This is a genomic window from Anaerostipes faecis (genome assembly GCF_910574135.1).
GTDB lineage: Bacteria > Bacillota > Clostridia > Lachnospirales > Lachnospiraceae > Anaerostipes > Anaerostipes hominis.
In genome coordinates this window covers 1-25,444 of the sequence record NZ_CAJSYK010000016.1, presented here as the reverse complement: position 1 = coordinate 25,444, position 25,444 = coordinate 1, and the positions used below count along the sequence as shown (strand labels likewise).

General features: G+C 42.4%; 24 protein-coding genes. 20 read left to right on the top strand and 4 right to left on the bottom strand.

Features of this window, described 5'->3' with window-relative positions:
• Nucleotides 1-47 precede the first annotated feature (47 nt).
• From QGT46_RS11435 to QGT46_RS11400, 8 genes are all read left to right on the top strand, one after another.
• Complete coding sequence (locus QGT46_RS11435) at nt 48-818, top strand: hypothetical protein (RefSeq protein ID WP_235824654.1); 771 nt, start codon at nt 48-50, stop codon at nt 816-818.
• A 12-nt stretch (nt 819-830) separates the two neighbouring features.
• Nucleotides 831-2,522 carry an arginine--tRNA ligase gene (gene argS, locus QGT46_RS11430; RefSeq protein WP_148459820.1) on the top strand — a complete coding sequence of 564 codons (1,692 nt, stop codon included), beginning with the start codon at nt 831-833 and terminating at the stop codon, nt 2,520-2,522.
• Nucleotides 2,523-2,679: 157 nt separating this feature from the next.
• On the top strand, nt 2,680-3,453 hold the full coding sequence (locus tag QGT46_RS11425; RefSeq protein WP_024729065.1) for a ParA family protein: 774 nt from the start codon (nt 2,680-2,682) through the stop codon (nt 3,451-3,453).
• Nucleotides 3,450-4,343, top strand: a complete 894-nt coding sequence (locus QGT46_RS11420) for a ParB/RepB/Spo0J family partition protein (protein WP_024729066.1) — start codon at nt 3,450-3,452, stop codon at nt 4,341-4,343. Before QGT46_RS11425 ends, QGT46_RS11420 begins: the two co-directional genes overlap by 4 nt.
• A 10-nt stretch (nt 4,344-4,353) precedes the next feature.
• Nucleotides 4,354-4,851 carry a DUF4446 family protein gene (locus tag QGT46_RS11415; protein WP_148459821.1) on the top strand — a complete coding sequence of 166 codons (498 nt, stop codon included), beginning with the start codon at nt 4,354-4,356 and terminating at the stop codon, nt 4,849-4,851.
• An 18-nt stretch (nt 4,852-4,869) separates the two neighbouring features.
• Nucleotides 4,870-6,147 carry a serine--tRNA ligase gene (gene serS / locus QGT46_RS11410; RefSeq protein WP_148459822.1) on the top strand — a complete coding sequence of 426 codons (1,278 nt, stop codon included), beginning with the start codon at nt 4,870-4,872 and terminating at the stop codon, nt 6,145-6,147.
• Nucleotides 6,148-6,157: 10 nt separating this feature from the next.
• Nucleotides 6,158-6,829, top strand: coding sequence for a response regulator transcription factor (locus QGT46_RS11405; RefSeq protein WP_024729069.1), 672 nt, complete (start codon nt 6,158-6,160; stop codon nt 6,827-6,829).
• A complete protein-coding gene (locus tag QGT46_RS11400) occupies nt 6,826-7,833 on the top strand; it encodes a sensor histidine kinase (RefSeq protein WP_024729070.1) in 1,008 nt (335 codons plus the stop codon). Before QGT46_RS11405 ends, QGT46_RS11400 begins: the two co-directional genes overlap by 4 nt.
• Nucleotides 7,834-7,906: 73 nt before the next feature.
• On the opposite strand, the gene QGT46_RS11395 is transcribed toward QGT46_RS11400, so the two are convergent.
• Together QGT46_RS11395 and QGT46_RS11390 are read right to left on the bottom strand one after the other, a co-directional pair.
• Nucleotides 7,907-8,119: a hypothetical protein gene (locus QGT46_RS11395; RefSeq protein WP_024729071.1), complete on the bottom strand. Its 213-nt coding sequence runs from the start codon at nt 8,117-8,119 to the stop codon at nt 7,907-7,909.
• A gap of 82 nt (nt 8,120-8,201) precedes the next feature.
• The gene (locus QGT46_RS11390) at nt 8,202-8,552 is read right to left on the bottom strand and encodes a cupin domain-containing protein (RefSeq protein WP_024729072.1); all 351 of its coding nucleotides are present in this window, start codon (nt 8,550-8,552) and stop codon (nt 8,202-8,204) included.
• A 175-nt stretch (nt 8,553-8,727) separates the two neighbouring features.
• Between QGT46_RS11390 and QGT46_RS11385 the strand changes: the two genes are divergently transcribed.
• The 12 genes from QGT46_RS11385 to QGT46_RS11330 all read left to right on the top strand — a co-directional run bounded on the left by QGT46_RS11385 (nt 8,728) and on the right by QGT46_RS11330 (nt 22,724).
• Nucleotides 8,728-9,495 (top strand): ABC transporter ATP-binding protein, encoded by a 768-nt coding sequence (locus QGT46_RS11385; protein ID WP_148459823.1) that lies wholly within the window; start codon nt 8,728-8,730, stop codon nt 9,493-9,495.
• Nucleotides 9,485-11,533, top strand: a complete 2,049-nt coding sequence (locus QGT46_RS11380; protein ID WP_148459824.1) for an ABC transporter permease — start codon at nt 9,485-9,487, stop codon at nt 11,531-11,533. The genes QGT46_RS11385 and QGT46_RS11380 overlap by 11 nt, the downstream gene beginning before the upstream one ends.
• Nucleotides 11,534-11,701: 168 nt before the next feature.
• On the top strand, nt 11,702-12,448 hold the full coding sequence (locus QGT46_RS11375) for a DeoR/GlpR family DNA-binding transcription regulator (protein WP_024729075.1): 747 nt from the start codon (nt 11,702-11,704) through the stop codon (nt 12,446-12,448).
• On the top strand, nt 12,445-13,347 hold the full coding sequence (gene pfkB / locus QGT46_RS11370) for a 1-phosphofructokinase (RefSeq protein WP_024729076.1): 903 nt from the start codon (nt 12,445-12,447) through the stop codon (nt 13,345-13,347). The genes QGT46_RS11375 and pfkB overlap by 4 nt, the downstream gene beginning before the upstream one ends.
• Nucleotides 13,348-13,412: 65 nt before the next feature.
• Nucleotides 13,413-15,371 (top strand): PTS fructose transporter subunit IIABC, encoded by a 1,959-nt coding sequence (locus QGT46_RS11365; RefSeq protein WP_024729077.1) that lies wholly within the window; start codon nt 13,413-13,415, stop codon nt 15,369-15,371.
• 219 nt (nt 15,372-15,590) lie between these two features.
• Nucleotides 15,591-17,672, top strand: coding sequence for a BglG family transcription antiterminator (locus QGT46_RS11360; RefSeq protein WP_148459825.1), 2,082 nt, complete (start codon nt 15,591-15,593; stop codon nt 17,670-17,672).
• A 6-nt stretch (nt 17,673-17,678) separates the two neighbouring features.
• The gene (locus QGT46_RS11355; RefSeq protein ID WP_148459826.1) at nt 17,679-18,137 is read left to right on the top strand and encodes a PTS sugar transporter subunit IIA; all 459 of its coding nucleotides are present in this window, start codon (nt 17,679-17,681) and stop codon (nt 18,135-18,137) included.
• A gap of 39 nt (nt 18,138-18,176) precedes the next feature.
• Nucleotides 18,177-18,479, top strand: coding sequence for a PTS sugar transporter subunit IIB (locus tag QGT46_RS11350; protein ID WP_024729080.1), 303 nt, complete (start codon nt 18,177-18,179; stop codon nt 18,477-18,479).
• A 27-nt stretch (nt 18,480-18,506) separates the two neighbouring features.
• Entirely contained in the window at nt 18,507-19,934 is a 1,428-nt protein-coding gene (locus QGT46_RS11345; RefSeq protein ID WP_034550561.1) for a PTS galactitol transporter subunit IIC, read from the top strand.
• 3 nt (nt 19,935-19,937) lie between these two features.
• Nucleotides 19,938-21,230: a sn-glycerol-1-phosphate dehydrogenase gene (locus QGT46_RS11340; RefSeq protein ID WP_148459827.1), complete on the top strand. Its 1,293-nt coding sequence runs from the start codon at nt 19,938-19,940 to the stop codon at nt 21,228-21,230.
• A gap of 15 nt (nt 21,231-21,245) precedes the next feature.
• Complete coding sequence (locus tag QGT46_RS11335) at nt 21,246-21,941, top strand: L-ribulose-5-phosphate 4-epimerase (protein WP_148459828.1); 696 nt, start codon at nt 21,246-21,248, stop codon at nt 21,939-21,941.
• A gap of 6 nt (nt 21,942-21,947) precedes the next feature.
• The gene (locus QGT46_RS11330; RefSeq protein WP_148459829.1) at nt 21,948-22,724 is read left to right on the top strand and encodes an HAD-IIA family hydrolase; all 777 of its coding nucleotides are present in this window, start codon (nt 21,948-21,950) and stop codon (nt 22,722-22,724) included.
• Between the two features lie 59 nt (nt 22,725-22,783).
• On the opposite strand, the gene QGT46_RS11325 is transcribed toward QGT46_RS11330, so the two are convergent.
• The gene (locus QGT46_RS11325; protein ID WP_148459830.1) at nt 22,784-23,302 is read right to left on the bottom strand and encodes a Uma2 family endonuclease; all 519 of its coding nucleotides are present in this window, start codon (nt 23,300-23,302) and stop codon (nt 22,784-22,786) included.
• Between the two features lie 101 nt (nt 23,303-23,403).
• Nucleotides 23,404-25,299 (bottom strand): ABC transporter ATP-binding protein, encoded by a 1,896-nt coding sequence (locus QGT46_RS11320; protein ID WP_024729086.1) that lies wholly within the window; start codon nt 25,297-25,299, stop codon nt 23,404-23,406.
• Nucleotides 25,300-25,444: the final 145 nt, after the last annotated feature.

Here is a 25,444-nt window from a genome sequence, read left to right as displayed (position 1 = left end):
ATACTTTGCATTCCTTAAAAATTCGTTTATCATAGAGAGAAGAGGTGGTGAGATATTTGGATGAGAAGAAGATTGATAAGGATCAGCTGATGTCAGATCTGGCTGCCTATTTATCCGAAGAATATATGGAGTGTGTGGCTGAGAAAGAAAAATTTATAGAAGAAAAATATAAGCTGGAAGAAGAAAAAGAGCGGCTGATCCGGTGTGTGATGCTGGAAAAAGAAAAGAGACAGATCCGGTCTGTATTTTCTCCTTTGTCCTTAGATGAAAACCGCATGGAAGAAGTGAAGGAGCCGGATACAAGAGAAGTGGAACATGCATTAGATACACTATCCAGAAATATACGAAAAATCCAAAAAAAGTGTGACAGGCTGAAATCTTATTTAAAAGGACTGGAAGAAACTTATTTTGTGGTTTCCGGCCTGGAGGAGTTGGATAAGAGTCAGGAGGAAATTCTGTTTCTTCCTGCATTTTATGAACTTATGAACCATTTCAGAGAGGTTCATCCCGAGATTATAGTCAGCTGTGAAAGAATAGAAAAAGATTCACCGGTTATTTTTACATTTTCATTTTTGACAGGATTTCATCAGATGATGAAATTTTCTGTTCAAAAAATAGGAATCCGGTCTTTAAACATAGATACCTTTATCGAACAGGACAGAATTATGCTGCAGTTTGTCATGAAACCCAAGAAACAGGTGTCTATACAAAAATTTAAAAAAAACAGAAATATATTGGAAGACATGTTGACAAGAGAATTTGCAATTACCAGATGGCAGGAGAATTCAGTGGTATTGCAGGCAATTATAGAAGTATAAGTGAGGAGAAAAATGAAAGATAAGATAATTGATTTAATCACAGATTCTATTGAAGAATTGGACAGAGAGACAGTAAGCAGAATTTTAGAAATACCTCCCCAGGAGGATATGGGCGATTTTGCATTCCCATGCTTTCAGCTGGCTAAGATTTTCCGCAAAGCTCCGAATATGATAGCAGAAGAGGTCGCAGAAAAAATAAAGAAAACAGATTTTGTCTCTAAAGTTATGGCTATGGGTCCTTATGTAAATTTCTTTATTGACAGAACGATGTTTGTAAGTGAGATGTTGAATCAGGTTTCTGTGGATAATTACGGCAGTTCTGAGATGGGATGCGGAAAAACTATCTGTATTGACTATTCTTCTCCAAATGTGGCAAAGAATTTTCATGTCGGTCATTTGAGGACCACTTTGATAGGCAATTCTATTTACCGTATTTATAAAAAGCTTGGTTATCGGGTCGAGAGAATCAATCATTTGGGTGACTGGGGAACCCAGTTTGGAAAACTGATTGTGGCTTATAAAAAGTGGGGAAGCAAAGAGGCTGTAGAACAGAACGGTATCTCTGAACTGATGAAGATTTATGTAAAATTTCATGAAGAAGCAGAAAAAGACAATACTTTAAATGATGAGGCCCGGGCATGGTTTGTCAAAATGGAACAAGGTGATCAAGAAGCTCTTTCCATTTGGGAGTGGTTTAAAGATATTAGTTTAATCGAATACAAAAGGATCTATGAACTTTTGGATGTGGATTTTGACTCTTATGCTGGTGAAAGTTTTTATAGGGACAAGACTTCTGCCGTGGTAGATGAGTTAAAGGAAAAAGGAATGCTGAAAGAAAGCGAAGGCGCTTTTATTGTTGATTTGGAAGAGTATGATATGACTCCTTGTCTGATAATGAAAAAAGACGGAAGTTCTATTTATGCTACGAGGGATCTGGCTGCAATTTTTTACCGTAAAAAAACTTATGATTTTGAAAAATGTATTTATGTCACAGGTATGGAACAAAAACTTCACTTCGCACAGGTATTTAAAGTGGTGGAACTCATGGGGTATGAGTGGGCCAAAACAGATTTAATTCATGTTCCTTATGGGTTGGTAAGTCTGGAAGGCGGAAAGCTTTCTACAAGAAGCGGAAATATTATTTACGCAGAAGATATTCTCCGTGAATCTGTATCAAAGATCAAAGAGGTCATCGATGATAAAAATCCGGATCTTCAGGACAAAGACGAAGTTGCAAAGATGGTTGGTATTGGTGCTATCATTTTTAATGATCTTTATAACCAGAGAATAAAGGATGTCACATTCAGCTGGGATAAGATTCATAGTTTTGACGGTGAGACAGGCCCTTATGTTCAATACACTTATGCACGTGCTGCCAGTGTTTTGAGAAAGACAGGGATAACGGATGTGCCTGAAGATATAGATCCTTCTTTATTGACAGACGTAGCATCAGTTTCTTTATTAAAAGAATTGATTCGTTTTCCAGAAGTCGTGAAGACAGCAGCTGAACGTCTGGAACCATCGGTTGTCGCAAGGTTCGTTATGTCGGTTGCCCAGGCATTCAATCATTTTTATCATGAAAATCAGTGCAATGTGGAAGATGAGAAACTCAAACGAGCAAGAGTTAAGTTAGTGATAATTGCAAAGAAAGCAATCAAAGATGGCCTTGATCTTCTTGGAATGAAATGTCCGGAACAGATGTAGTAAGAGTATAAAGTTGTTTGAAGCAGATATGAAATTTCATATCTGCTTTTTTGTTTCACGTGAAACATTATTGTATTTATTTTTATGTTTTACGTGAAACATATGGAAATGAAAAGTTGTAAGTGATATAATATTTTTTAAAAGGAGAATATATAATATGGGAAGAATTATCGCAATTGCTAACCAAAAGGGCGGCGTCGGAAAAACAACGACGGCGGTGAATCTTTCTGCTGCCCTGGCTGCTGCAGGAAAAAAGACACTCATCATAGATATGGACCCTCAGGGAAATACAACAACCGGTCTGGGCTTGGACAAAAACAAATTAGAACATACAGTTTATGAAGTGATTTCAGATGAAATTACATTTGATGAATGTATTTGTCCTGAAGTTTTTGAAAATTTGTCGCTGGCTCCGGCTAACCGTAATCTGGCAGGGGCAGAAATTGAACTGATGACTGTGGATCGGATGCAGTACATACTAAAAGAGAAACTTCAGCCGACTGTGGAAAACTATGAGTTTATTATCATAGACTGTCCGCCTGCCCTGGGAATGCTCACAGTTAATGCTATGACGGCTGCGGATACCGTAATTGTACCGATTCAATGTGAATTTTATGCTTTGGACGGATTGACCCAGTTAATGTATACCATTGAATTGATACAAAAGAGTCTCAATCCTGATTTGGAAATTGAGGGAGCGGTATTTACCATGTATGATGCCAGAACGAATTTATCGCTGCAAGTTGTGGAAAATGTAAAATCATATTTGAACCAAAATATTTATAAGACAATTATTCCGAGAAATGTGCGTTTGGCAGAGGCACCTAGCCATGGACTTCCAATTAATCTGTATGATCCTAAATCAGTCGGTGCAGAGAGCTATCAGATGTTGGCAGAAGAGGTAATTGCAAACGGAGGAAAAGAGGAATGACGACGAAAAAGAAAACAGGATTGGGACGGGGATTGAATACACTGATACCAAGTGCTCCCGCCAAAGATGCCGAATCAGAGAAGATTTTAAAAAAAGAGGAGCAGATAAAATCGGAGATTATGGTACCGATACTGAAAGTAGAACCAAATCCAGATCAGCCCAGGAGACAGTTCGATGAAGACTCTCTTCAGGAGCTGGCAGATTCGATCAAGCAGTATGGAATTCTTCAGCCGCTAATCGTAAAAAAACACGAAAAATTTTATGAGATTATTGCGGGAGAGAGAAGATGGAGAGCGGCCAAACTGGCGGGCTTAAAGGAAGTGCCGGTACTAATCAGAGATTATGCAGAAAATGAAATAGTAGAAATTGCACTGATCGAAAATATTCAAAGAGAAGATTTAAATCCTATCGAAGAAGCGTTGGCCTACAAAAGGCTTATGGAAGAATTCTCGCTGAAGCAGGACCAGGTGGCAGCCAAAGTTTCAAAAAGCCGTGTTGCCATCACGAATTCACTGAGACTTTTAAAGCTGGATCAGAGAGTCCAAAATTTGCTGTCGGAAGAAATGATCACTACGGGGCATGCCCGTGCGCTTCTGGCAATCGATGATCCCGATCAGCAGTATGAGACTGCGATGAAAGTTTTCGATGAAAAACTCAGTGTCAGAGAGATTGAAAAGCTTGTAAAACAAATGTCAAAGAAAAAGAAGGAAACTCCTAAAGAGGAGGATAAAATTCAGGAATATCTGTTTGCCAATATAGAAGAATCCTTGAAACAGGCACTCGGCAGTAAAGTGAATATAAAGAATCGAAATAACAAAGGAAAGATTGAGATAGAGTATTACTCAAAAGAAGAACTGGACCGTTTAGTAGATATGCTGAGAACGTTATAGGAGGAATAAAATGATAACAGGTATTACAATTTTTGGAATTGACTTATTTTATATTTTATGTGGTTTGGCCGGCGTATGTGCCCTGGCATTACTGCTGATTGTTGTTTTGTTGGTGAAGACCAGCAGCTTAAAAAAGAAGTACCGCATGTTTATGAAGGGGGAAAATGGAAAGTCCCTTGAAAAGACTTTTGTAAAACATTTTGATGAATTGGAAAGAATTGAAGAGAATCATAAAATACTTGATGAAGAAATGGGAAGACTGAAAGATAAGCTTCAATTATCATATTCCAAAATGCAGGTTTTAAAATATAATGCATTTAAAGAGATGGGCGGAGAGACGAGTTTCGCGATTGCACTTTTGGATCACAGGAACAATGGAATCGTATTGAATGCCATGAGCAACCGCTACGGAAGTTATATGTATGTAAAAGAAATTAAAGAGGGCCGTTCAGAGGTGGCGCTTTCAAAGGAAGAGCAGATTGTGTTGGAAGATTGTATGAATAAATAAATATATCAGGAGGAAGTCATGTTAGATATTAAATTTGTGAGAGAAAACCCGGAAGCAGTAAAACAGAACATTAAAAATAAGTTCCAGGACCGTAAACTGCCTCTGGTAGATGAAGTTTTAGAATTAGATGAAAAAAACAGGGAGATCAAACAGGAAGTACAGTCTCTGAGAGCCAACAGGAATAAGATTTCCAAACAGATTGGCGGATTGATGGCACAGGGAAAAAAGGAAGAAGCGGAACAGCTGAAACAGGAAGTATCAAATCAGGCCGGCAGGATTGAGAAACTGACAGAGGAAGAAAAAGAAGTAGAAGAAAAAATCTTAAAAATCATGATGACAATTCCGAATATCATTGATCCTTCAGTGCCGATTGGGAAAGATGACAGTGAAAATGTAGAGATCGAGAAATTCGGAGAGCCGGTTGTTCCTGACTTTGAGATTCCTTATCACACGGAAATTATGGAAAAATTCAGCGGTATTGATCTCGACAGCGCAAGAAAAGTGGCAGGCCAGGGATTTTATTATTTGATGGGAGATATTGCGAGGCTTCATTCCGCAGTCATATCTTATGCCCGTGATTTTATGATCAATAGAGGGTTTACTTATTGTGTGCCGCCGTTTATGATCAGAAGCAATGTAGTGACCGGTGTCATGAGTTTTGACGAGATGGATGCCATGATGTATAAGATCGAAGGAGAAGACCTGTATCTGATTGGAACGAGCGAACACTCCATGATTGGTAAATTTATTGATACAATGATCCGGGAAGAAGAACTTCCAAAGACTCTGACAAGTTATTCTCCATGTTTCCGAAAGGAAAAAGGAGCTCATGGACTGGAAGAGAGGGGAGTTTACAGAATCCATCAGTTTGAAAAACAGGAAATGATCGTTGTATGTAAACCGGAAGAAAGTATGGACTGGTACGAAAAATTGTGGAAAAACACTGTAGATTTGTTCCGATCTCTGGATATCCCGGTCCGGACATTAGAGTGCTGTTCCGGAGATCTGGCTGATCTCAAAGTAAAATCAGTAGATGTAGAGGCATGGTCTCCGCGCCAGAAAAAATACTTTGAGGTGGGAAGCTGTTCTAATCTCGGAGATGCACAGGCACGGAGATTAAAGATCCGTGTTAATGGAGAAGACGGCAAGTACTTCGCGCATACATTGAACAACACGGTCGTTGCGCCGCCTCGGATGCTGATTGCATTTTTGGAGAATAATCTTCAGGCAGACGGCAGTGTGAAGATACCGGAGGCACTTCAGCCTTATATGGGCGGAATGAAAGTCATTCAGTAAAGGATTTTATATGGAAAAAGCAAAGATTATTTTAGTGGAAGATAATCAGAAGATCCAAAAAGAACTCTGTGAGTTTCTGGGAAGATATGATTATGAGACAAAAGCACTCAATAACTTTGAAAATATAGTGGAAGATATCTTGAAGGAAGGGGCTGACCTGGTCCTTCTGGATATCAATCTTCCTGTGTACGACGGATATTATATATGCCGTGCGGTCAGAGAAAAATCGGATGTCCCGATCATCGTCGTCACAAGCAGAGACAGCGAGATGGACGAGCTCATGAGCATGAATCTGGGAGCCGATGATTTTATTTCTAAGCCATATAATACGCAGATTCTTGTGGCCCGGATATCTTCTCTGCTCAAGCGCACAAAGCATGTGAAAGAAGACTGGCAGATCACCCATAAAGGACTTTTGATTAATTTGTCAAACAGTACGGCATGCCACGGAGAAGAGCAGATAGAACTGAGCAAAAATGAATTGAAGATACTGTCTGTACTTATGAAGCATAAAGAGGAGATCGTATCCAGAGATAATCTGATGGAAGAACTGTGGCAGTCCAATGAATTTGTGGATGACAACACACTGACGGTAAATATCAACAGGCTCAGAAAGAAACTGGATTCCATCGGGCTTGCCGATTATATTGTCACAAAGAGAGGGCAGGGGTATCTTGTATGAGCTTCAGGGCATATTTAAGAGATAAGTCATTATTTTTCGGACTTCAAATATTTTATTTGGCTTTTCTTGTATGGATGCTGAATCTGTTCCACGCCACAACCTTTGCTATTATTTACCTGCTTTGCCTGTACTTTATTCTTATGGTTCTTGCACTGGGAAATGAATATTTTAAGAAAAAACGTTTTTATGAGACGGCACTGGAAAGTATGGATTCCTTAGATAAAAAATTCATGCTGCCAGAGCTTCTTGACAGGCCCGATTTTACAGAGGGGAAAATATTTTATGACTGTCTGTCGCAGACCAATAAATCTATGAGCGATGAGGTGGCAGAGTATAAGATCTCTGCCCAGGATTACAGAGAGTATGTAGAAATGTGGATTCATGAAGTGAAGACTCCCATCGCCGCTTCCAGGCTGATGATAGAAAATAATCCGTCTGAGGTAACAAAAAATATCAGCGAAGAACTGGAGGAAGTGGAATACTATCTTGAACAGGCACTGTATTATTCCAGAAGCAACGGAGTAGAGAAGGACTATATTGTAAAACGTATGAATCTTAATTCTATGGTTCAGGAACTGATCCGCAGTAACTCAAAGATTCTGATCCAGTCAAAGGTAAAGGTAAGCCTTGAAAATCTGTATTATGATGTTTATACAGATGAAAAATGGATGTCATTTATTTTAAAGCAGGTGCTGATCAATGCAGTAAAGTACCGCAAAGATCATCCTGAAATTCAGTTTACGGCAGTGGACGAAAAGGAACAGGTACAGCTTTTTATAAAGGATAACGGTATCGGAATATCAGGGAAAGATCTTCCGAGAGTCATGGAAAAGGGTTATACAGGGACCACAGGAAGGAAGTATGCCAAATCCACGGGAATGGGATTGTATCTTTGCAAAAAGCTCTCAGATAAGCTTGGGATTGGATTTGCTGTCCGGTCAAAAGAAGGAGAAGGAACACAGATAAAAATAACATTTCCAAAAAATTCATTTGTTTATATGTAAGATACCAGGGTCAAAATACCCAACCTCTATGTAAAACAAAACCGCTGCACACGTGGATGTCAGCGGTTTTATTTTATTCAGGATCATGTTCGTCTGTATTTGGACAGTCTTCGATATTCATTACCGGCGGACGGAATGGATACAGCTGTTCATAGGATTCCATCTCCGCATCGGATACTGGTTTTGCAGGAATCAGTCCGGTGCAGTCGGTAGTAGAACAGGTAGAACACATGTCAAAAATATTTTCGTCGATCTCTTCATTGGTCAGCTCTTTTTTCTTTTTCATGACATCAACCTCCTTATTGAGATACAATTAGTATGGTTGGTCTATGAAAAAAATATCATTCAAGAAGATTTTTCTAAATTTTTTACTTGTCTAACAATATTAAGGCAATGATTTCTAAGTCTGTGTCACCGATATTTTCAATGCCGTGACCGCATCCGCTCATAGTGTATGTAGTATCCCCTTCATTAACTTCATATTCGGTACCGTTGTCATTGTACATGCCTTTTCCGGCTAAAATATGATAGGCTTCTCCTTCATTCTCGTGGACATGGTATCCGAAGGAACATCCCGGAGGGATGATGATCTTGCCGAACAGACGACTGCTGTCTTTCATCTCTTCATTTGTAAGAAAAGCAGTCTTCCGGATCGTTCCTTTGCCTCCCCGTGCATTTTCTACGCTCTCATACTTTACATCTTCATTTTTTAAATACATAGATTTACCTCCGTTTTTCTTGGTTATAGTATCAGTATAGAGGATAGCTTTTTAAATTACAATCAAAATAGAAAGTGACAAAAGTGTAAGCTTGCTGTAAGGAAGTTCGATGGATAGAGTGCACAGACAGTGATATAGTAAGGATAACATAAAGAAAGCAAAGGAGAATTGGGATATGAAAACAGTATTGCAAGTTCAAAATATGGAAAAATATTATGGAAACAAAGGAAATGTGACAAAGGCCGTGGACGGTATCAGCTTTGACGTGGAAAAGGGTGAATATATCGGTATTATGGGAGCTTCCGGAAGCGGAAAAACCACACTTCTAAACTGTATTTCCACAATCGACCGTGTAACATCAGGACACATTTATATCGACGGAATGGATGTTACAAAACTTAAAGGAAAACATCTTTCCAAGTTCCGGAGGGAACAGCTGGGATTTATTTTTCAGGATTTCAACTTGCTGGATACACTGACTGCTTATGAAAATATAGCGCTGGCTCTGACAATTATGAAAACTCCGGCCAAAGAAATTGATGACAGGGTAAAATCAATCGCAGAAAAATTAATGATAACAAAAGAACTGTCCAAGTATCCGTATCAGCTTTCCGGAGGACAGAAGCAGAGAGTGGCAAGTGCAAGGGCTATGGTGACCGACCCGACCCTGATCCTGGCCGATGAGCCCACCGGAGCACTGGACAGCAAGTCTGCAAGAATGCTTTTAGACAGTATGGAAACTATGAACGCGGAACTTCATGCCACGATTCTCATGGTAACTCACGATGCGTTTACGGCAAGCTACTGTAAGCGGATTCTGTTTATCAAGGACGGTAAGATTTTTAATGAACTTGTGAGAGGCAGGGATTCCAGAAAAGAGTTTTTTGACCGCATCATTGAAGTGGTGACATTGCTTGGAGGTGACAGTACCAATGTATTCTAAATTAGCATTTGGAAATGTAAAAAAGAGCATGAAAGATTTTACGGTATATTTTTTGACACTGACATTCGGTGTCTGCCTGTTTTATGTATTTAACTCTATTGGCAGTCAGGAAGCGATGCTTAAAATTAATGAGTCACAGAAAAGTATCATTGAAATGCTTCAGATGGCAATCAGTTCTTTATCTGTGTTTATTGCAGTGATTCTTGGATTTCTTGTGATCTATGCCAACAGGTTTTTGATCAAAAGGCGGAAGAAAGAGCTTGGACTTTACCTGTGTCTGGGAATGGATAAATGCCAGGTTTCTAAAGTACTGATCATTGAAACGTTGTTCATTGGAGTGTTTGCACTGGCAGCAGGACTTTTGGCCGGAGTATTTTTATCTCAGGGACTGGCTGCGGTAACTGCAAAAATGTTTATGGTAGAGATGAAGGAATTTACTTTTGTATTTTCAGGAGAAGCATTTATAAAGACGATCATTTATTTTGCAGTTATTTTTCTGATTGTTATGATCTTTAATACGTTCAGTATATCCAAGGTAAAGGTCATTGAACTTTTAACAGCGAACAAAAAAAATGAAGCTTTAAAAGTTAAGAAACTGGGAGTTTCTGTTGTATTGTTTTTGATTTCTGTGGTCTGCATCGGATTTGCATATCACTGTATCCGGGAAAACGGCATGATGCAGACAGACGATCAGTTCTGGATGAGTATTATATTTGGTACGATTGGGACATTTTTGTTTTTCCTGTCTCTTTCCGGATTCTTTTTAAGAATTTTGAAAACAAACAAGAAGTTTTATTACCGGAAGCTTAATATGTTTATTTTAAGACAGATCAATTCAAAGATTACTACAACCTTCGTGTCTATGACACTGCTCTGTCTGATGCTCTTAGTGGCAATCGGTGTATTTTCTACCGGGGCCGGACTGGCAACGACAATGGGCAGAGATATGAAGAAGGCAACACCATATGATGTATCTTATGTTAAATACTTCCCGGAAGATGAAAAGAACTCTGAAGTAAAGACAGACATGAGAAAAGAGTTTGAGTCAAAAGGAATCGATATGAACAAATTTGTTGATAAATCATGTATGATTTCCACAAGGCTCTACGAAAAACTTAAATTTAAGATATTTTTAAACGGCCGTGATAAACTTGTAGATTATCCTAAAGGTGTAAAAGCATCGATGGAAAAGTCATCACCTGAAATTATAGGTTTATCAGACTACAATGAAGCAATGAGAAAGCAGGGGAAACAGACGATCAGTCTGAAGTCGGATGAATACGCAGTAAACTGTAATTTTGAAAATATGAGGAAGCTGTGGGAAGACGTATGTAAAGATAGGGTAGAGATCAAAATGGGCGGCAAAGCTCTAACTGCAAAAAGTTCTATGATCGACAGCACCTATTATTCTGCATCTGCTCTGCCAATGGACATGGGAACTTTGATCGTTCCTGACGATGTTGCAAAAAAGATCCCTGTGCATACAGTTGTGTACAACTGTCAGTTAAAAGGCGATGCAGAAGAAAATACCCATAAACTAAGTAAACTTATGGAAAGTGTGTATCCGAATAAAACAATGGAGGAAAGAAATAAAGCGCCGTATCACACAGCAATCTATAAGGTAGAGATGATCGAACAGAGCGCGGGACTGAGCACCGTGATTACCTACATTGCTATTTATATAGGAGCCGTCTTCCTGATTACATGTGCTGCCGTTCTGGCACTGCAGCAGCTCAGTGAAAATTCAGATAACGTGGAAAGGTATAATCTGCTGAGAAAGATAGGAGCGGATGAACGAATGATCAATCATGCAATGCTGGCACAGATTGTTATTTACTTCATGGTTCCGCTGAGCCTCGCTCTCGTACACTCCTATATCGGTGTGAAGGTTGCCAGCAATGTTATCTCAACATTGGGAAATGTAAATGCTTTCAACGGCATACTGGCTTCGGGAGGCGCTATCCTTGTAATTTACGGAGGATATATGCTGGCAACATATCTTGGAAGCAAGGCTGTCATCAAGGATAAAAACAGATAAATACTTTATAATCATAAAAAACAGCAGATTTTTATATATCTGCTGTTTTTTATTTCTTAAAAGGAGCTTATCATGCTGGCCTTTGAAAAATTTGAATGACTGAAAATGCATGATATTGATTGACTTTGAATGAAATGGTGCTATAATAAAAGAAAAAGAGGTGATTTCATGCTGCCAGATGAACGGTTTCGGAGGATTTTAGAGATAATACGGAAAAACCAGTCAGTCACAGTGCAGGAACTGGTAAAACAGATCGGGATATCTGAGTCAACGGTCCGAAGAGACCTGGCGGCTCTGGATAAAAAAGGTCTGCTTCATAAGGTTCACGGAGGAGCCACTTCTATTGATGCAGGATTTGGCGTAGAAGAAACAGTTGCGAAGAAATCTTTGAAAAATGTGGATGAAAAACGCCGGATCGCACAATACTGTGCAGAGATCATCAGGCCGGACGACTTTATTTATCTGGATGCCGGAACAACCACAGAGATGATGATTGATTTTCTTACAGAGAAAAAAGCCTCTTATGTCACCAATGGAATTATGCATGCAAAAAAACTCATGGACAATGGTTTTAGGGTATATTTGATCGGAGGAGAACTTCGTGCGGTAACTGAAGCGGTAGTCGGAGAAGAAGCTTTGGAAAGTCTTAGAAAGTATAACTTTACGAAAGGATTTTTTGGAATCAACGGGATTTCGAAAAAAACCGGTTTTACAACACCGGATGTAACCGAAGCATTGGTAAAAAAAACAGCTCTTAGTCATTGTCTGGATGCCTATATCTTAGCGGATGAATCTAAATTTGGCAGGATTTCGGCAGTCTGCGTGGCCGAGCTGGATCAGGCAGTCATAGTCACAGGGAAACTTAAGGAACCAAGCTTTTTAAAATATGCAGCTATCAAGGAGGTATTAGAATGATTTACACAGTAACATTTAATCCGGCAATCGATTATGTCATCAAGGTGGATGATCTCACTCTTGGGAAGGTAAATCGGACCAAAAAGGAAGATATGTACTGCGGCGGTAAAGGGATCAATGTATCAAATGTACTTGCCAATTTAGGAATCGACAGTGTGGGATTCGGATTTATTGCAGGTTTTACGGGAGATGCCATTGAGACAGGGGCAAAACAGCTGGGATTTAAGCCGGACTTTATCCGCCTCAGAGAAGGCATGACAAGGATCAACGTCAAGATCAAGTCAAATGAGGAGAGCGAAATCAATGGGCAGGGACCGGATATCCATGAAGATGAGCTGGAAATGATGTATCAGAAGCTGGATACATTAAAAGACGGAGATATTCTGGTCTTGGCCGGAAGTATTCCGAACACTCTTCCTGAAGATGTATATGAAAAGATTATGGAAAGGCTTCAGGGCAGAAAGATCCAAATTGTCGTGGATGCTACAAAAGATCTGTTATTAAACGTACTGAAATACCATCCGTTCCTGATCAAACCAAATAATCATGAACTGGGAGAAATGTTCGGGGTAGAACTGAAGAATAACGAAGAGATCATTGAGTATGGAAAGAAGCTTCAGGAGAAGGGTGCGAGAAATGTACTGATCTCCATGGCGGGAGACGGAGCGATCCTGATCACGGAAAAGGGTGATGTGCACATCTCACCTTGTCCAAAAGGAGAAGTGAAGAACTCAGTGGGAGCAGGGGATTCCATGGTTGCAGGCTTCCTGACCGGTTATCTGAAAAACGGAGATTATGAAGAGGCCTTAAAGATGGGGATCGCAACAGGAAGCGCCAGCGCATTTTCTGAGGATCTTGCAACAAAAGAAAAGATCATGGAATTATATGAGCAATTATAATTGACTTTCTGCTGACTGATATATGACTTAATGTGTGAGGGATATTGATGAAAAGGAGTGATTACATGCGTATTACAGAATTATTGAAGACAGAAGGGATCGAACTTGGGGTTTCGGTCGACTCAAAAGAGGATGCCATAGACCGTCTGACCGGACTTATGGATAAGACAGGCAATCTATCTGACAGGGAAGAGTATAAAAAAGGGATCCTTGCAAGAGAGGAAATGAGCACCACCGGGATCGGAGGAGGAATCGCCATTCCCCATTCAAAGAACGCAGCAGTAAAAAAAGCAGGTCTTGCGGCTATGACAGTGCCGGACGGAGTTGACTATGACTCTATGGACGGGGAACCTACCAAGGTATTTTTTATGATCGCCGCCCCGGCAGAGGGAAGTGATGTACACTTGGAGGCTCTTGCAAGACTTTCAACGATTTTAATGGATCCGGCATTTCTGGACAAATTGATTAATGCCAGCACAAAGGAAGAGTTTTTAAAGTATATCGACGAGAAGGAGACGGCAAAGTTTCCTGAAGAGGCAAAAGAAGATAAGGCGGAGCCTGATGTCCGGGAAGAGAAAAAGGACGGGTTCAGGGTATTGGCGGTCACTGCCTGCCCGACAGGTATCGCACATACATTTATGGCCGCAGAAGCATTGGAAAACAAGGCCAAGGAAATGGGCATTGCCTTAAAGGCCGAGACAAACGGCTCCGGCGGGGCAAAGAATGTTCTCACAAAGGAAGAGATCGAGCACTGCGACGGTATCATCGTTGCGGCGGATAAAAATGTAGAGATGGCACGTTTTGACGGAAAACAGGTGCTTCAGACAAAGGTCGCTGACGGCATCCATAAGCCGGAAGAACTGATCCAGACCATCCTCGATGAAAAAGCCCCTGTCTACCACCACAGCGGAGCCGCTGAGGGTGATACAGCCAACGAAGAGGGAGAAGGCATCGGAAGAACCATTTATAAGCATCTGATGAACGGTGTGTCCCATATGCTTCCCTTTGTTATCGGCGGAGGTATCCTGATCGCACTGGCATTCCTATTTGATAACCAGGCCATTGATCCAAACAACTTCGGAAAGAACACGGAGCTCGCGGCGGTCTTAAAGACCATCGGTGAGCAGGCATTCGGATTCATGCTGCCTGTACTGGCCGGCTTCATCGCCATGAGCATTGCGGACCGCCCGGGATTAGCGGTAGGTTTTGTGGGCGGCGCACTGGCCAATGCCGGCTATACCTTTGGAAATGTAATGAATTTTGCAGAGGCAAAACCGGTAAGCTCAGGTTTCCTCGGTGCACTGCTGGCAGGTTTCCTGGCCGGATATATTGTTGTCCTGTTAAAGAAGATCTTTAATAAGCTTCCAAACGCTCTGGAGGGGCTTAAGCCGATCCTCCTCTATCCTGTGTGCGGGATTTTAGTGATGGGTGTTGTGATGATCGCTATCAACCCGATCATGGGAGCCATCAATACGGGCCTTAACAACTTCTTATCCTCCATGAGCGGCACAAGTTCTATTTTATTAGGGGCAGTGCTGGGCGGAATGATGTCTGTGGATATGGGCGGACCGTTTAACAAAGCGGCCTATGTGTTCGGAACAGCACAGCTTACGGTTGCAAATGCGGGACCGGAACAGTATGCGATCATGGCAGCAGTCATGGCCGGAGGTATGGTTCCTCCATTGGCCATCGCACTGTGCACCACATTCTTTAAAAACCGCTTTACAGAGAGTGAGCGCAAATCAGGTATTGTCAACTACGTCATGGGGTTGTCCTTCATCACAGAGGGAGCGATTCCATTTGCGGCTGGGGATCCGATCCATATCCTGCCTCCGTGTATCATAGGATCTGCGGCAGCAGGAGCATTGTCTATGGCATTTAAGTGTGGGCTTCCGGCACCTCACGGCGGACTGTTTGTTTTAGGCGTTGTAACAAATCGCTGGATGTATCTGGCCGCAGTAGCCATCGGGGCCGTGATCGGTATGCTGATTATGTCCGTCACAAGAAAACCACTCAACAAATAAAAGGTCCTGTATTGCGGCAATACCGCTAAAGCAGGTTTATAATTTAGAGACTGCGAAAAGAGCAAGGTATGTATAAAACCATATACCCTGCTCTTTTTGTTTCATTTTTTGTGAAAGAAAATGTACGGGTGACATTTCTTTTCACAAAAGATGAAATACCTCAAACTGTTTTTAAAAGGGTTGGAATGATATACTCAAAACATAGATGAGGTGATGAATATGAACAAGAGATCTCGGGTAATCTTATCTACTCTGATTCAGAAAAAAGAATATGGGCAGGCGGCATATATGAAAGAGCTTGCGGAGCAGTTCAAAGTATCCACAAGGACCATCAGGAATGATTTGGAGCAGATTAATGAATTTCTAAATAAGAACAAACTATCCGGCGTAAGTCTTGGAAAACAGGGAGTCATTGAGACAGGAAAAGACATGGAAAGAGCCAGGCAGTACCTTTTCCAAGATGACTTTTACTCCTATAAGCTGGAGAAACATGAAAGAAAGATGTTTATGGCAACTTTATTAATCTGTGAAAGGGACTATCGGACCCTTTCGAATCTGGCGGACTGCATGTATGTGAGCCGGTCCACAGTGGTCCAGGACCTGGACGGACTGAAGGCATTTTTTAAGAAACATAAGCTGTATGTCGTTTCCCATTCCAACAAAGGATTGATACTGGAAGGTGAGGAAAAAAATAAAAGGCTGCTGTTGTTATCCATGATAAAGAGCAACGAATCTGTCTACCGGGAGGCACCGGTCTTTGAGAGGCTCATCCGTTCTCTGAAAGAAGAGTGCCGGGTGGACATGGAAGATCTGAAGACTATGGAAAAGGTGATTAATCTGGCGGAACATTTCTCAGGAAGGTTTCTCACAGATACCTCTTTTACAAACCTGAAATACTTCCTGGTGTTAAGCCTGTACCGCATGAGACTAAAAAAGTATGCGGAGCAGGACAGCAAGAAGAACAGCAAATACGAGATGGCTGGTTACATCTTAAAACAGCTCAGTGATTTTGCAGGGATTGAGGTTATGGAGGAGGAGATTAAGTTTCTCGGCAGAATATTAAATGAGATGCGTTATATCAAAAAAACGACCAGCAACCAGGAAATCGTAAAGATGCAGGTGATCACAAGAACCTTCATTGAACATGTGTCCATTGACATCGACCTGAATTTACAGGGGGATTATATTTTCTATGAAAATCTGATCAACCATCTGGAATCCATGTTTTCATCGGCTATCCAGGATAACACGGTAAATTCAGTTGTGACAGAGGTATTGGAGCGTTATCCGAAGATTCAGGAAGCAGTGCAGAATAACGTATCTGTTTTGGAAGAATATATCGGACGGAAGCTGAATGAGGTGGAAATCTCGTACATTGTAGTGCATATCTGTGCTGCCATGGAACGGAACAAAAACTCTACGGAGCGTTATTCCGTAATACTTGTGTGCAACGGCGGCATCGGAACATCCCAGCTTCTGCTGGCCAGGCTGAAGAAGTATTTTAATTTCGACGTGGCGGACATCATACCGGCACATGACCTGAAAAACGCAGACATAAACGAGGCGGATGTGATCCTTTCCACAGTAGCGCTGGATACCGATATGGAATACATCCAAGTGGACCCGTTGTTAAATGATGAGGACTGTATCAATGTGGGAAAAAAGCTTTCACGGCTGAAGGGAAGCCATAAAGCCATCAGCAGGCCAAAGATAAAAGAGAAGCCGGAGGCTGTGCACATGAAGCGGATCAAGGAGATCCTTGCCGCGGATACGCCCCCGGAACAGATGGTATTTCAAATTGAAGAGGTTGTAAATGAGTTTTGCCACAAGGAAGTGAGCATGCCGCTTTTAGCTATGCTTCCCAGCGAGGCAGTCAGGTTAAATGTAAGCTGTGAAAGCTGGCAGGAAGCTGTCAGGCAGTCTGCGCAGTATCTTCTTAGAAACGGCTGCATCGAGGAGCGGTATATAAGCTCTATGATTGAGAACGTGGAAAAGAACGGCCCTTATATTCTGGTGGCGCCGGGCTTCGCCCTTCCCCATGAAGCCTTAAATGCGGGGGCTAAGAAGGTGGGTATGAGCCTGATCAGACTGGCAGAGCCGGTAGTGTTCGGCAAGCCTGAATTTGACCCGGTTGAATGGGTCTGCTGTTTAAGTGCTATCAACAAGGAAACCCACTTAAAGGCTATGTTCCATCTGGTGAACCTGTTCCATAACCAGAAGTTCAGAGATGAGATACGGGATGCAGGGAGCGGGGAAGAAGTCTATAACGCGATCAAACGATATGAATATGAAATGAGGTAATTCAACATGATTTGGGAAGATTTAAAAGAAGAACTGGTGCTCACAGGCCTGGATGCCGAAAGCTCCGGGGAAGTCTTTGAACGTCTGGGTAAGACATTGATAAAAGAAGGCTATTGTAAGGATTCCTATATTGACGCTCTGAAGGCAAGAGAAAAGGATTTTCCTACAGGAGTTAATATGGCAGGAATCGGGATCGCCATACCGCATACGGACAAAAGCCATGTGCATAAGGGCGCTGTGGCTATCGGAGTGTTAAAAAAGCCTGTGAAGTTTTATCAGATGGGCACCACAGATGAAGTTGTCATGGCAAGGCTCATCTTTATGCTCGCCGTGGACGATCCAGAGGAACATCTCGTATTTTTACAAAAAATACTGCAGGTACTGCAGGATCCAGAGACATTGAGAGGGTTGACTGAATGCAAGGCGAAACAGGACGTGATCCAAATAATTAAAGACAAAGAATAGTCACTTTCCTAAACAGGGAAAACCGAAAGGAGATATATTATGTCAGTTGTAAATATTTTATCCGTTTGCGGATCAGGAACCGTAACTTCATCCATGGTAGCAGCAAAGCTGAAAGAAAAATTAGGAGAGAGAGGATACTCTGTATCCACCACGGAGGCAAGACCTACCGAGGCTTTAAATTTAGCACAGTCAGGTAGATTTCATATCCTTGCCCATACCAGTCCGCTTCCGGACGGGGATTACGGCATCCCGACAGTCAATGCTTTCGCATGCATTACCGGTATGGGAGAGGAGGAATTTTTTGATCAGATTGTGGAGGCACTGAAGTCTGTCGGAAAGTAAAAAGAGAGTAAAACGGAGGAAATACATATGGAAGCAATTCTTACAACATTGAAAGCAATCATTGACAACTTCGGGTCGGCTATCATCGTACCATTTATTATTTTTATCATTGCATTAATATTTAAAGTAAAAGTTCAAAAAGCATTTTTATCGGCGCTCTATGCAGGAGTATCCCTGATGGGATTTACGCTGATTCTCGGAGCATTTACACCAATCATCACACCGATGGTTAAAAATATGTCCCAGGTTATGGCAGGTATCACGGGAGTCAACTTAAATACATTCGATGTGGGCTGGCAGGCAACATCAGTAGTTGCCTTTGCCACCAGTGCGGGAATGATTTATTTAGGCCTGGGTATTTTGCTGCAGACGATCCTGTTCCTTGTGAAGTGGACAAATATTTTTCAGCCGTCTGACCTTTGGAATAACTATTCCTATATTGTCTGGGGTGCCATGGTTATTTTCAAGACCCATAATTTTTTCCTCGGAATCGCATGTATGATTCTCTTGAATCTGTACAGCCTGCTCATATCCGAGCTGGTGGCAAAGCGGTGGTCCAAGTATTATAACTATCCGAATTGTACGATCATCGCCATGCACAACGTGGAACCGGCTATTTTTGCCATCTTGTTTGACCCGATCTTAAATAAACTCGGATTCAATAAATTAAAGCTGAACCCGAAATCCATAGAAAAGAAAATTGGTTTCCTCGGTGAGCCGATGACACTTGGATTTTTCCTTGGAATGTTTATCGGAATACTTGGAAGCGTAAATAAGCTCGGAACGATTGCTGGATGGGGTGATATCTTAGAAGCTGCCATTGCAACGAGTGCAGTCATGGCCATTTTCCCTAAGATCGCCAGTATGTTTGCCCAGGCGTTTGCGCCGATCACAGAGGCCGCACGAAGATTTATGGGAAAAGCGGGAGACAGAGAATGGTACATTGCAGTCAATGACGCGGTAGGATACGGAGAACCTGCGACTCTTACAAGCGGACTTCTCCTGATCCCGATCATGATCGTGGTTTCCACCATTCTTCCGGGCAACCAGGTGCTGCCGGTCGTGGATCTGCTGGCAATTCCATACATGGTACAGGGTCTGGTAGCCGTGTATAAAGGAAATATGTCAAAGATTCTTGTGGCAGGAACCATCTGGTTCAGTTTAGGGCTTTTGATGTGTACCTACACAGCGCCGCTGTTCACACAGGTAGCCATGGCTGCAGGCTTTGCCATTCCGGCAGGAGCAGCTATGATCACCAGCTTTAACATTCTTGGAAAACCGATGCTTGGTTTCGTATTCCTCGCGTTCCTTTCCGGAAATCCGGTATTCATCGCCATCGCGGTGGCAGTTTATGCGGCAATGTTTGCAGTATTTAAATTAAAAAACAAGGAAATCGTAGCTTACTTAGACCGTCAGGCAGATAAAAATGAATCAGCAGAAGAGGCAGGGGTGTAGAGTATGAAAGTGGATGTAAAAGAATTCTTGAAGCCGTGCAGCTGCGGCAGAAAACATGAGATCGTCGTGGACGATATGATCATAGAAAGCGGAGCAGTCTCAAAACTCCCGGAAATCCTTTCAAGGGACGCATATAAGAAGTTCCAGAATATTGTCATGATCTGTGATGAAAATACTTATGAGGCAGCGGGAAAGACGGTGGAACGCCTTGTGCCGGGTCTGAAAAAGGCAGTTCTTGACCCAGCCAACCTTCACGCCAATGAACACGGCGTGGAGGCAGCCAAAAACCAGCTTGACCAGATCGGAGACGTGGATCTGATGATCGCCGTCGGATCAGGAACGATCCACGATATCACAAGATATCATGCCTATGAGAGAAAGATCCCGTTCTTCTCTGTACCTACAGCGGCCAGTGTGGACGGCTATGTGTCCACGGTGGCAGCTATGACATGGCATGGATTTAAAAAAAGCTTTACTGCCGTGTCACCGGTTGTGGTGATCGCGGACACTGATATCTTCAGCAAGGCGCCGATGCGTCTGACAGCTTCCGGGGTTGCAGATCTGCTTGGAAAATATACGGCTCTGGCAGACTGGAAGATCACACATATCCTGACCGGGGAATACATTTGTGAAGAAATATGTGAGATGGAGTACAAGGCGCTGGATGCGCTGACAAACAGTCTTTCCGGGCTGGCCAGGGGAGATGCCGGAGCCTATGAGGAGCTTATGTATGGGCTTCTGCTCTCAGGACTGGCTATGCAGATGACAGGAAACTCCCGGCCGGCCTCAGGGGCGGAGCATCATATGTCCCATCTGTGGGAGATGGAAGTGCTGAATGATTACATTGATTTTTACCACGGAGAAAAAGTGGGCGTGGGTCTGATCCTCGCTTCTAAGATCTATCACAAGGCAGCCCAGAAAATGCGCAGCGGGGCATTTACGGTAAAAGAATCCATGCCGGTGGAAGAAGAACTGATCAGAGTGAATTTTACAAAGCTCGGTATGTACGAGTCCATTATGGAGGAAAATACACCGAATCTTCTGGAAAAGGTTGATTCCCAAAAGCTTTTGGATAAAAAGAATGAGATCGCAGCTGTCATTGACGAGATTCCTTCTGCCGAGGCTCTTACGGAGATGCTCGCAAAGGTGGACGGGGTCAGATCCCTTGAGGATCTTGGTTTTGACGAGAGTTTTCAGGAAAAGACCGCAAGGCTGTCTCCTTATGTGAGAGCCAGGATTACCTTTATGAGGCTTCTCAAGTTCTATAGTTTTTATGAAGAAGTGATCAAGAATTAGGGAGGGTGAAAGGATATGCTGGAAAAATTAAAACAGCAGGTTTATGAGGCAAATATGGAGCTTCCCGCAAAGGGACTGGTTACCTATACTTGGGGAAACGTAAGTGGCATCGACCGTGAAAAAGGGCTGTTTGCCATCAAGCCAAGCGGCATTGCCTATGAAGACCTGGAACCATCTGATATGGTTCTTATGAATTTAAACGGAGAGTGTGTGGAGGGAGATTATAAGCCTTCCTCCGACACACCGACCCATCTGGAACTCTATAAAGCATTTCCGCAGGTGGGAGGCATTGTCCACACCCACTCTGCTTGGGCAGCCTCCTGGGCGCAGGCAGGAAGGCCAATCCCATGTTACGGAACCACACATGCAGATTATTTTTATGGGGAGATCCCGTGTGCCAGAAGTCTGAGACCGGAAGAGATTGAAACGGAATATGAGAAAAATACAGGGCTAGTCATTGTCGAGACATTTCAGGGAATGAATCCAGCCTATGTTCCAGGAGTTCTCTGCACAAACCACGGACCGTTTGCCTGGGGAAAGGATGCAGAGGAGGCAGTACACAATGCTGTCGTGATGGAAGAGGTGGCAAAAATGGCTGCCAGGACAGAGCAGCTGAAGATAGAAGTGGGTGAGGCGCCCAAGACCATCCAGGATAAGCATTTTTTCCGGAAACACGGCCCCAATGCCTACTACGGAAACTCCGGAAAGTGAGGAGCTATGTTAGAAAATATCAAAGCTTTTGTCCTGGATATGGACGGAACGATTTATCTTGGAAATGAACTGTTTCCATTTACGAAGGACTTTCTTTCCAGAGTGGAGGAGACAGGCAGAAAATTTTACTTCTTCACAAATAACTCTTCCAAGAGCCAGCAGGCCTATATTGAAAAGCTTTCCAATATGGGCATTGCTATCTCCAAAGAGCAGATGATGATTTCCAGTCATGTGATGATACGGTTTCTTTTGGAGAAGCATCCTGGAAAAAGTGTTTATGTTGTGGGAACATCGTCTCTGCTGAACGAATTCAGAAGCTTTGGGATACCTCTTGTGGAAGAAGATCCGGATATTGTTGTTCTGGGATTTGACACGACTCTGACCTATGAAAAGCTGTCCAGGGCCTGCCATTCTATCCGGAACGGCTGCATCTATTACGGAATCAATCCCGATTTAAACTGTCCCATGGAGGGAGGTACGTTTATCCCGGACTGCGGTTCCATGGCAAGGCTTGTGGAGGCTTCCACCGGACGGTACCCGGAGTTTTTCGGAAAACCTTCAAAACATACATTAAATTATATGATTCAGGAGACGGGATACCGCCCGGATGAAATCGCCATTGTAGGTGATCGGCTGTATACAGACATTGCCGTGGCCGATCAAAGCGAAGTGACATCCATTCTTGTGTTAAGCGGTGAGAGTACCCTGAAAGATGTGGAGAATGGAGATATAAAACCAGATCTCATTGTGAAAGATTTAAGTGAGATAACGAGAGAACTGTAAAAAAGAAAAACACATTGGATGTTGTGTACGGAGATCCAATGTGTTTTTTTATTAAATTTTTATAAATTAAATTGATTAAAATCTATGACCAAATCCTCACATATTCCGGCGGGTACGGAATCATTAAACGTATATTCATGGATATCTTCATGGGAAAGATCATGAACCATGATTCTGTTTTTCTCAACATCAATAATCCAGTATTCCCGTACACCGGCAGTGCGGTATTTGAAAAGCTTAATACTGTAATCCATCCGTCTGCTGCTTAAGGAGACAACTTCGATGATCCAATCCGGAGCCCCATGGCAGCCTTTATCATCCAGTTTGTCTTTATCACAGATAACGGATAAATCAGGCTCCACATAATTTATATGATCATTTTCTAAAAAAACGGCAAATGGAGCAGGATATACTTCACAGGAACCATCGTGGCTGTCTATATAATTTGCAATTTTCTGATGATTTCTTGAAGGCGGAGACATATAGTAAATATGCCCGTTGATTAGTTCTGCCCTCATACCGTCAGGAAGACCATAAATATCTTCTATTGTATAAAGTTTTTCTTTTACTAAGGGCATGGAAACACATCCTTTCATAAAGATTATGGGCAAAGCCAAAGCAAGTATTCAATTTTATTATAATATGAGGATACTCCTAAAACAAGAGTATTGCGAACAACCTACTCAAGTTCAAAGGCACCGCTATACAACTGATAATATACTCCCTTTTGTGCAATGAGTTCATCATGGTCTCCGCGTTCAATGATACGGCCATGATCCAGAACCATGATAGCATCACTGTTTTTTACGGTGGACAGGCGGTGTGCAATGACGAATACGGTCCGGTCCTTCATCAGATTATCCATTCCTTTCTGTACCAAAGCCTCTGTTCTTGTATCAATGGAGGAAGTAGCTTCATCCAGGATCATTACCGGAGGATCAGCCACAGCGGCTCTTGCAATAGAGATCAGCTGCCGCTGTCCCTGTGACAGGCTTGAGCCATTTCCCGTGAGAACCGTATCATACCCGTCAGGAAGCCTTGTGATAAAATCATCTGCATTGGCCAGTTTTGAAGCAGCAATACACTCTTCATCTGTGGCGTCCAGTTTTCCATAACGAATATTCTCCATCACCGTTCCGGTGAAAAGGTTTACATCCTGAAGCACTACACCAAGGGACCTTCTCAGATCCGGTTTGCAGATTTTATTAATGTTGATTCCGTCATAACGGATCTTTCCGTCAGGAATATCATAGAAGCGGTTGATGAGGTTTGTGATCGTAGTCTTACCCGCCCCGGTGGCTCCGACAAAAGCGATTTTCTGTCCTGGCTTTGCATACAATGAGATATCATGAAGGACCAGCTTCTCCGGTACATAGGAAAAATCCACTTCTTCCATTTGGATATCTCCTGTTAATTCTGTGTAGGTCAGGGTGCCCTGTTCTCTGTGAGGATGCTTCCATGCCCACATTCCTGTAGGGACAGAAGATTCCTTAAGATCTCCGTTTTCATTTTTTGTCACATTCACAAGAGTGACATATCCATGATCTTCTTCAATTTCTTCATTTAAAAGCTGAAAGATTCTTCCGGCTCCGGCAACTCCCATAGCGATCATAGAAATCTGCATAGAGGCCTGCCCGATGGTCTGCGACAGCTGCCTTGCCATACTTAAAAATGAAACAATAATACCGACGGTGACAGGGCTTACACCTGTCAGGCAGAAATTAGAGGCATGGAAGTAAACCAGCAGTCCGCCAACTACAGCCAACAACACATACATGATATTTCCAATATTATTTAGGATCGGCATTAAGATATTGCCGTACTGGTTTGCCTTTTCCCCATTGATAAATAACTGCTCATTCAGCGCAGTAAAAGCTTCCTTGCTTTCTTCCTCGTGACAAAAGACTTTTACTACTTTTTGCCCGTTCATCATCTCTTCTACAAAGCCTTCCTCTTTGGCCAGGGATTTCTGCTGAAGCATCATGTATCTGGAGCTGGCGCCTCCCAGCCGTTTGGTTAAAGCAATCATGATTCCCAGAATGACCAGAACAGTAATCGTCAGCCAAAGACTGTAGTAAAGCATCATGACAAACATAACGGCTACGGTCAGCATAGACTGTATCAGGGCCGGAAGGCTTTGTCCGATCAGCTGGCGGATCGCATCCGTATCATTGGTATAGGTACTCATAATATCCCCATGGGCATTGGTATCAAAGTACTGGATAGGCAGCTTCTGCATATGCTTAAACATATCATCGCGCAGATTCCGCAGTGTACCCTGTGTCACAACGGCCATGATTCTGGTATACAGAAATGCACAGACAATGCCCGTCACATAAAATGCAGCCATAATACAGAGGATAGAGGTGAAGGTAACCCACACGCTGGACAAACCTCCAGTGATTCCCGGGGTGATACAATCATCAATCAGTCTCTGAAGAAAAAATGTAGTTACCACTGAAGCGCAGGAACTGATTACGATACAAATCATTACAACGGTTAACTGAACCGGATAATGATGAAAAATATAGGCTATCAGCCTTCTAAAACTATGAATCTTCTTTTTTTCGTCCATCTATTGTTCCTCCTTTCCGCTGTTATAACTTCTCGGAATCTTCAGCCCTGATTTTATAAGGCTTTCAGACCCTATCTCAAAAAAATCACCCACTTTTTTTAAAAACACTTGACAAATCGCTCAAAATTTGCGGCGAAGCCGATTG